6 protein-coding genes are annotated in these 7,295 nt (G+C 70.5%); 2 read left to right on the top strand and 4 right to left on the bottom strand.

The features are described from left to right. Positions 1 to 17: 17 nt before the first annotated feature. Positions 18 to 530: a GNAT family N-acetyltransferase gene (locus tag AOK24_RS04840; RefSeq protein WP_055718816.1), complete on the bottom strand. Its 513-nt coding sequence runs from the start codon at positions 528 to 530 to the stop codon at positions 18 to 20. A gap of 89 nt (positions 531 to 619) precedes the next feature. Between AOK24_RS04840 and AOK24_RS04835 the strand changes: the two genes are divergently transcribed. After that, complete coding sequence (locus AOK24_RS04835) at positions 620 to 2,656, top strand: pectinesterase family protein (RefSeq protein ID WP_055718815.1); 2,037 nt, start codon at positions 620 to 622, stop codon at positions 2,654 to 2,656. Positions 2,657 to 2,768: 112 nt separating this feature from the next. Here the strand turns inward: AOK24_RS04835 and AOK24_RS04830 are convergent, their stop codons facing one another. Both AOK24_RS04830 and AOK24_RS04825 read right to left on the bottom strand, forming a co-directional pair. Then, complete coding sequence (locus AOK24_RS04830) at positions 2,769 to 3,458, bottom strand: ABC transporter ATP-binding protein (RefSeq protein ID WP_079056679.1); 690 nt, start codon at positions 3,456 to 3,458, stop codon at positions 2,769 to 2,771. 269 nt (positions 3,459 to 3,727) lie between these two features. Further along, positions 3,728 to 5,530, bottom strand: coding sequence for a bifunctional metallophosphatase/5'-nucleotidase (locus AOK24_RS04825; RefSeq protein WP_055718814.1), 1,803 nt, complete (start codon positions 5,528 to 5,530; stop codon positions 3,728 to 3,730). A gap of 229 nt (positions 5,531 to 5,759) precedes the next feature. Between AOK24_RS04825 and mshD the strand changes: the two genes are divergently transcribed. Further along, positions 5,760 to 6,677 carry a mycothiol synthase gene (mshD, locus tag AOK24_RS04820; RefSeq protein WP_055718813.1) on the top strand — a complete coding sequence of 306 codons (918 nt, stop codon included), beginning with the start codon at positions 5,760 to 5,762 and terminating at the stop codon, positions 6,675 to 6,677. Here the strand turns inward: mshD and AOK24_RS04815 are convergent. Beyond that, on the bottom strand, positions 6,637 to 7,295 hold a 659-nt coding region (locus tag AOK24_RS04815; protein WP_055718812.1), incomplete at its 5' end, for a hypothetical protein. The two genes, mshD and AOK24_RS04815, sit on opposite strands and share 41 nt — an antisense overlap.

Below are 7,295 nucleotides of genomic sequence, written 5' to 3'. Positions count from 1 at the left end.
ATCACGAAAGATCGAGGCTAGTTGACCAGCGGCTTCCTCAACACCGCGCACGGACGCTGGAGTTGGCGGTCCTTTCTGCGGTCGATGAGTTCGTAGCCCAGGGCCGTCCAAAAGGCCATGCCCCGCGGGTTGTTGTCGAGGACCGCCAGACGAACCGCGGCGCGGCCCGCCTTGCGGAACCTGTCCTCGACCGCCTCCGCGATGCGGCGGCCGTGGCCCTTGCGGTGGTCGCCCACCATCAGCAGGCCGATCCAGGGGTCCGGGTCCGCCGGGTCGGGGTGGTGCGCCAACGTGACCGCGATACCGGCGAGTTGACCCTCACTGCGGGCGAGCAATACCTCGGCGTCCGGGTTCGCGAGTTCATCGGCCAGTTCCTTCGCGATCTGCTCCGGCCTGACGTCCGCCGGGTCCGGGAAGTCACCGCTCAGGGCGAGGAACGTCTCGTTCGCGGCGTACAGGGCGGTCAGTTCCGTGAGCACCGGGGCGGGGATGTCGCGATCGGGCGTGAGCGGGAGGGGCGCGAGGATCATGCCGCGAGGGTAGTCCCGCGACCCGGCAACCTTTCCCCCCGGCGCGGCGACAGAGCAGCGACTCTCCCCCGCACGGAAAGGTCCCCCACATGAGCCGCAAGGCACTTCGCAGGCACCGTCGGCGTAATACCTCGCTGGCGGTCGGTCTGCCGCTCGTTCTCGCCGCGAGCGGGGTTTTCGTCTATGGGTACGGTTCTTCCGAGGAGGCGTCGGCTGCCGCGCCGGGGTGGGCGAGGGCGTCCGCGGACGGGTTCGCGTCGGTCAACGCGCTGGGGCAGAACGGGACTTATGGCGGGCGGGACGGGAAGACCGTCACCGTCAGGACGCTCGCCGAGCTGGAGAAGTACGCGACCGCGAGTGAGCCGTATGTGATCGTCGTGGCCGGGGCGATCACCATGAACCCGGTCGGGAAGGAGATCAAGGTCGCTTCCGACAAGACGATCGTGGGGTCGGGGACGGCCGGTCACATCGTCGGTGGCGGGTTCTTCCTGGGACAGGGCGTGCACAACGTCATCATCAGGAACCTGACCATCAGGGATGCGTACCAAGGGACTTGGAACGACAAGGAGCACGACTTCGACGCCATCCAGATGGACGGCGCGCACCATGTGTGGATCGACCACAACGACCTGCGGCACATGGCGGACGGGCTGATCGACAGCCGTAAGGACACGACGTACCTGACCGTCTCCTGGAACAAACTCAGCCAGGAGAACAAGGCGTTCGGGATCGGGTGGACGGAGAACACGACCGCCGACATCACGATCCACCACAACTGGATCCGCGAGACGGAGCAGCGCAACCCTTCGACGGACAACGTCGCGCACGCGCACCTGTACAACAACTACCTTGAGGACGCGGCGAGTACGTCGATCACCTCGTCGTACGGGAACTACGCGCGCGGCAACACGAACATGGTGCTGGAGAATTCGTACTTCCAGGGCCTGAAGAACCCGGTGATCAGGGACAGTTCGGCGACGCTCGTCCAGCGGGGGAACGTGTTCTCGGGGACCAGCGGGCGGAACGAGAGCGGTGGTTCGGGCGCGAAGTGGGACCCGAAGAGCTACTACCCGTACACGCTGGACGCGACCGCGAACGTACCCGCGCTCCTCAAGTCCGGTGTGGGGCCGAGGAGTTCGATCGGTACGACAGCGACGGCCGCGGTCAGAGCCACCACGCTGACCGTCGCCCAGGACGGCTCCGGCCAATACCGCACCGTTCAGGCCGCCGTGAACGCCGTCCCCGTCAACAACCCGTCCCGCGTGGTGATTTCGGTCAAGCCGGGCACGTACCGCGAGGTCGTGAAGGTCCCCGCGAACAAGCCGCACGTCACCATCCAGGGCTCGGGCGCCAGCCGTAAGGACACGGTCATCGTGTACGGCAACGCGGCCGGGATGACGAAGCCCGACGGTTCGGGGACGTACGGGACGCCGGGCAGCGCCACCCTCTCCGTCTCCTCGGACGACTCGCAGGTCAGGAACCTGACCGTCACCAACGACTTCGACGAGGGCGCGCACCAGGACATCGCGAACCAGGCGGTCGCGCTGCTGACGCAGGCCGACCGGATCGTCCTCGACGGGGTGATCGTCAACGGGGACCAGGACACGCTGGAGCTGGAGACCGCCGCGAAGGACAAGCTCGGGCGGGTCTACATCACCAACTCGTACATCACCGGGAACGTCGACTTCATCTTCGGCCGGGCGACCGCCGTCGTGGACAGGTCGGTCATCACGCTGAAGAAGCGGTGGAACGGGACCTCCGCCGGGTACGTCACCGCGCCCAGCACCGCCGCCGGGCGCAAGGGCATCCTCATCAACAGGTCCACCGTCAACGGCGATGTGTCCAACGGGAGTTACTACCTCGGGCGGAACTGGCACCCCGGCGGCGACACGACCGTCGACCCGCAGACCACGGTTCGCGAGACGACGCTCGGCGCGGGCATCAGGCCGACGCCGTGGACGGACATGGGCGGCTTCTCGTGGAAGGACGACCGGTTCGCCGAGTACCGGAACACGGGGGCCGGGTCGGGGCCGGCGTCCTCGGAACGGCCGCAGTTGAGCGATGCGCAGGCGGCGGGGCAGGAGGTCGCGGACTGGTTGGCGGGCTGGACGCCGTCGGCTTCCTGAACTGAGCTGAACTCAACTGGGCTGACAGCTCCGCGACTTGGGTGGCCGGCTCCGCGACTTGGGTGGCCGGCCTCGCGAACCGAGCGGTCGGCTTCCTCAACTGGGCGCACGGTCACTGAAGTTGGTGCGACTCGGTCTCCAAGGGCTCGGCCGTCTCCTCCTCGACCACCACCCCCCTCTCCAGCCGGTGCACAACGTCCGCGATCCCGCACACCGCCGGGTCGGCCGACGCGAGCACCACCGCCCGTCCCTCGTCGGCGAGTTCACGGAAGTACGCGAGCAACTCGGCGTCCCCCGTGGGCTCGTCGGCGAGGATCACCGCCGGGTCGTTGATGAGCGCGCGGACCAGGGCGACCCGGCGCTGTTCGCCGGCCGTCAGGGCGCCGGGAAGATGCGCGGCGCGCGGCGTCAGCCCCGTCCGGTCGAGGAGTTCGCGCGCCCGGCGTTCGCCTTCGGCGCGCGAACCGGCGTACGGGACAAGGACGTTGCGGTACGCCGAGTGGCGGGGCAGGAGGTCGGGGGTGCGGAAGACGATGCCCAGGCGGCGCCGGCGGGTGGCGGCGCGGGCGGGTCCGGCGAGGTTCGTCATGTCGTCGCCGCCGAGGTACACCCGGCCCCGGTCGGGTGTTTCGAGGAGGGCCAGGATGTGCAGCAGGAGGGTCTTGCCCGACCCCGAGTCCCCTGCGAGCGCGGTGACTTGACCCGCCTCGAAGTCGAGCGAGACGTCGTCGAGGAGTTCGTACCTCGCGCCCCGCACGGTGTGCGACTTGCCCACGCCCTCGGTCCGCAACAGCGTGCTCAATGAGGCTCCTCGCCTACGCCCCCGGGCGACTCACCCGGAACCCGGAAACAGGCACCCTTCTTACCGGCGCGTCACCCTCGTACACCCCATCGGCGTCACCACGAAGAGTGAGCATTCAACCCGTGTGGGGGACGCGGCGCCGGAGGGGTGACGGGCGTAGGCGGCTGCCGTCCGTTCGCCGCGCCGCCTCCCGGCCCTGCGGACAAGCGAGATCCCCCCGAAGCGGTCGTCGAGGGGATCCCGGAACTTCATGAGGGCTTACGCGGAATTCACCGCACGATGGTGATCCGGTCCGCCGTCGGAGGCGTCAGTGGGGTGCCTGCCGACGAGTTCGCCGTCAGGTACTGCGCGAGGGCGGAGAGGTCGTCCGAGCCGACGAGGTCGTTCGTGCCCTGGCCGAGGGTGGGGAAGCCGTCGCCGCCGCCCGCGAGGAAGCTGTTCGTGGCGACGCGGTAGGTGGCGGCGGGGTCGATGGCCGCGCCGTTCAGGCGGATCGTGTCCGTGAGCACGCGGTCCGCGCCCGACTTGGTCAGGTCGAGGGTGTAGCGGAGGTTCGCGGACGGGAGCAGGACCTTCGGTGAGGCCGTGTTCGCGCCGCTGACCTGCTCCTTCAGGATCTGGATGACCTGCGCGCCGGTGAAGTTCTGGAGGTTGACGGTGTTCGCGAAGGGCTGGACGGTGAAGCCTTCGGCGTACGTCACGACGCCGTCGCCCTCCGCGCCCTTGGCCGCGTACGTGAACCCGGCGCGCACGCCGCCGGGGTTCATCAGCGCGAGGTCGGTCTCGGGGTCGAGGCCCTTGCCGTACGCGAGTTGCGCGTCCGCGATCAGGTCGCCCGCCGGGGACTCCGTGCCCGTGTTCGGGACGTCGGCCGAGATGTAGCCGATCGCGCGGTTGCCGATGGGCGCCGCGAGGGTGTTCCACTTGTCGATCAGCTGCGTCATGTCCGGCGCCTTGGGGACGTCCCGGGTGACGACGTGGTTCGCGGACTTCACGGCCGTACGGGCGATGTCACCCGTCCAGCGGTCGTACGTCAGCGTCGTGTCGGTGTAGAGGCGGCCGAACGACGCCGCCGAGGTGACCATGCGGGGCTTGCCCGCCGGGTCGTTGATCGTGCACACGTACGCCGCGTGCGTGTGGCCGGTGACCAGCGCGTCGACCGCCGGGGTGACGTTCTTCGCGATGTCGGCGATCGGGCCGGAGATGCCGTCGCCCGCGCCGGGGGCGTCGCAGTCGTAGTTGTACAACTGCGAGGCCGGGAGCCCGCCCTCGTGGATCAGCGCGACGATCGACCGCACGCCCTGGCGCTGGAGTTCGCGCGCGTACTTGTTGATCGTCTCGACCTCGTCCTTGAACGTGAGGCCCTTGACGCCCTCCGCCGAGACGACGCCCGGCGTGTCCTCCAGGGTGACGCCGATGAAGCCGACCTTCACACCGTTCTTCCGCCACACCCAGTACGGCTTGAGGATCGGCTTGTTCGTCTTCTCGTCGAGGACGTTCGCCGCGAGGTACGGGAAGTCCGCGCCCGTGAACTTCGTGTCCGTGTAGCAGCCGTCCTTCGGGTGGCAGCCGCCCTTCTGGAGGCGCGCGAGTTCCTTCGCGCCCTCGTCGAACTCGTGGTTGCCGACGCTCGTGACGTCCAGGTCCAGCTTGTTGAGCGCCTCGATCGTGGGCTCGTCGTGGAACAGGCCCGAGATCAGCGGCGACGCGCCGACCATGTCACCGCCGGCCGCCGTCACCGAGTACGCGTTGCCCTTGCGGGCGTTGCGCAGGTGCGTGGCGAGGTACTCGACGCCCCCCGCGTCGATCGTCTTCGTCGTGCCGTCCGGCTGGAGCTCGGTGACCCGGCCGGACGAGCCCGACGGCGGCTCCAGGTTGCCGTGCAGGTCGTTGAACGACAGCAGCTGCACGTCCTGGTACCGCTTGTACTGCGGCTTTCCGCCGTGCTTCGCGTCGTGCGCGTCCGCCGGCAGCGCGGCGGCCATGGCCCCGGCGGTGGCGATCGCGGCGGCTGCGGCGAGCAACCGGTACGTCCGTCTGCGGCCCGGCTGCGGCTGGGAACTGGCTGGCATGAGCCCCCCTGAAGATGGCTAGGAACAAGTGGCCCCGTCCGGCGCAGCCTAGATTCAACGCGCGTAGCACGACAGGGGGTTCATGGTTACATCCTGGTTTCCCTTTGCCCTGCCCTTTGCGTACGGCGGCGCGGCGCGGGCAGGTGGGGGCGGGTGCGGAGGTGTACGCGCGGGCCGTCGCGCGGCGTACGAGGGTGCCCGGCCGCCCGGTCGCCGTACCCTCGTACGCATGACCAGCGACGACTCCGTACGGCCCCGATCCCTTGAGACCCTGCCCGTCCTCGACCCCGAGCAGATCGACGCCGTTCTCGCCCTGCTCGCGGACGCCGCTCGCACCGACGGTCAGCAGGCGGTGTCCGAGCAGGGCCGGCTGAACCTGCGCGGGGGCGCCCGCGAGGGCATCTCCCACCTGCTCCTGTCCACCGGCACCGAACTCGTCGGCTACGCCCAGCTGGAGGACACCGACCCCGTCGAGGCGCCGGCCGCCGAACTCGTCGTCCACCCCGCGCACCGGGGGCACGGGCACGGGCGCGTGCTCGGTACGGCGCTGCTGAGCGCGACCGGCAAGCGGCTGCGCGTGTGGGCGCACGGCGGGCATCCCGCCGCCCGGCATCTCGCGCAGGTCCTCGGGCTGACGCTGTTCCGCGAACTCCGGCAGATGCGCCGCCCCCTGACGGACCTGAGCCTGCCCGACCCGGTCCTCCCCGCCGGCGTCACCGTCCGCGCCTTCGTCCCCGGCAAGGACGACGCCGACTGGCTCGACCTCAACGCCGCCGCCTTCGCGCACCACCCCGAGCAGGGCTCCCTCACCCAGCGCGACCTCGACGCGCGGATCGCCGAGCCGTGGTTCGACCCCGCCGGGTTCTTCCTCGCGTACCGGGGCGACGAACTGGTCGGCTTCCACTGGACGAAGGTCCACACCGCCGAGCAGCTCGGCGAGGTGTACGTCCTCGGCGTGCGCCCCGGCGTCCAGGGCGGCGGGCTCGGCAAGTCCCTCACCACGATCGGGCTGCGCCACCTCGCGGAGCAGGGGCTGCCGACCGCCATGCTGTACGTCGACGCGGACAACAAGGCGGCGGTCTCCGTGTACGAACGGCTCGGGTTCCTCACGCATGAGACGGACCTGATGTACCGCGCCGAGAGCTGAGGCTCCTCAGCGGTCCGCCGAAGGGGTGCAGGGCCCCGCGTTCGAGCGGCTGCGGGGTCCACGCCGCGCACGCCAGCGCCGTCACCGCCAGCACCAGCGCCCACCTCCAGTGCGCGCCCGGCCAGTGCGGCTCGCCCGGCAGCGCGAACAGGCCCCACCGCGCGGGGATCAGCACGGCTACGGCCATCGCCGCGAGCGTCCCTATGGCCGCCGCGCCGCCCGGTGCCGCGACGTCCGTGAAGCGGAACCTCGCGGTCGCCAGCGCCAGGGCCGTCGTCGCCATCCCGGCGGCCTCCAGGGTGACGGGGAGCGGCGAGGGGCGCGGGCCCGCGGGGACGAGGAGCAGCGCCGCCGTCCACCACAGCGCCGCCAGCGGGAGCGCGGGCGCTAGCCGCAGGGCCACCTTCAGGGGGCGGGGCGTCGGCGTCGTCTCCGTGATGTTGCGCGAGCGGTCGTCCAGCAGGAACGCCAGCGCCAGGGCGCCCAGGAGAGCGGTGACCCTCAGGAGGTTCAGCGCGGAGAGGGCGCCGGGGGGTGTGTCCGCGATGCGCGTCGAGGCGGCGAGCACCAGCCCGGCGCCGGCCGCGAGGGCGGGGGCGAGGCGGGGGGTGGAACGCC

Origin of the sequence: Streptomyces niveiscabiei (genome assembly GCF_001419795.1) — a bacterium.
GTDB lineage: Bacteria > Actinomycetota > Actinomycetes > Streptomycetales > Streptomycetaceae > Streptomyces > Streptomyces niveiscabiei.
The sequence above is the reverse complement of the archived record's forward strand: the minus strand, read 5'-3'. Positions and strand labels throughout refer to the sequence as shown.

What these genes read in the sequence shown, in the direction of transcription:
- AOK24_RS04835 (WP_055718815.1), top strand. Translation starts at nt 620, where the DNA reads ATGAGCCGCAAGGCACTTCGCAGGCACCGTCGGCGTAATACCTCGCTG.
- AOK24_RS04840 (WP_055718816.1), bottom strand. Translation starts at nt 530, where the DNA reads ATGATCCTCGCGCCCCTCCCGCTCACGCCCGATCGCGACATCCCCGCC.
- AOK24_RS04825 (WP_055718814.1), bottom strand. Translation starts at nt 5,530, where the DNA reads ATGCCAGCCAGTTCCCAGCCGCAGCCGGGCCGCAGACGGACGTACCGG.
- mshD (WP_055718813.1), top strand. Translation starts at nt 5,760, where the DNA reads ATGACCAGCGACGACTCCGTACGGCCCCGATCCCTTGAGACCCTGCCC.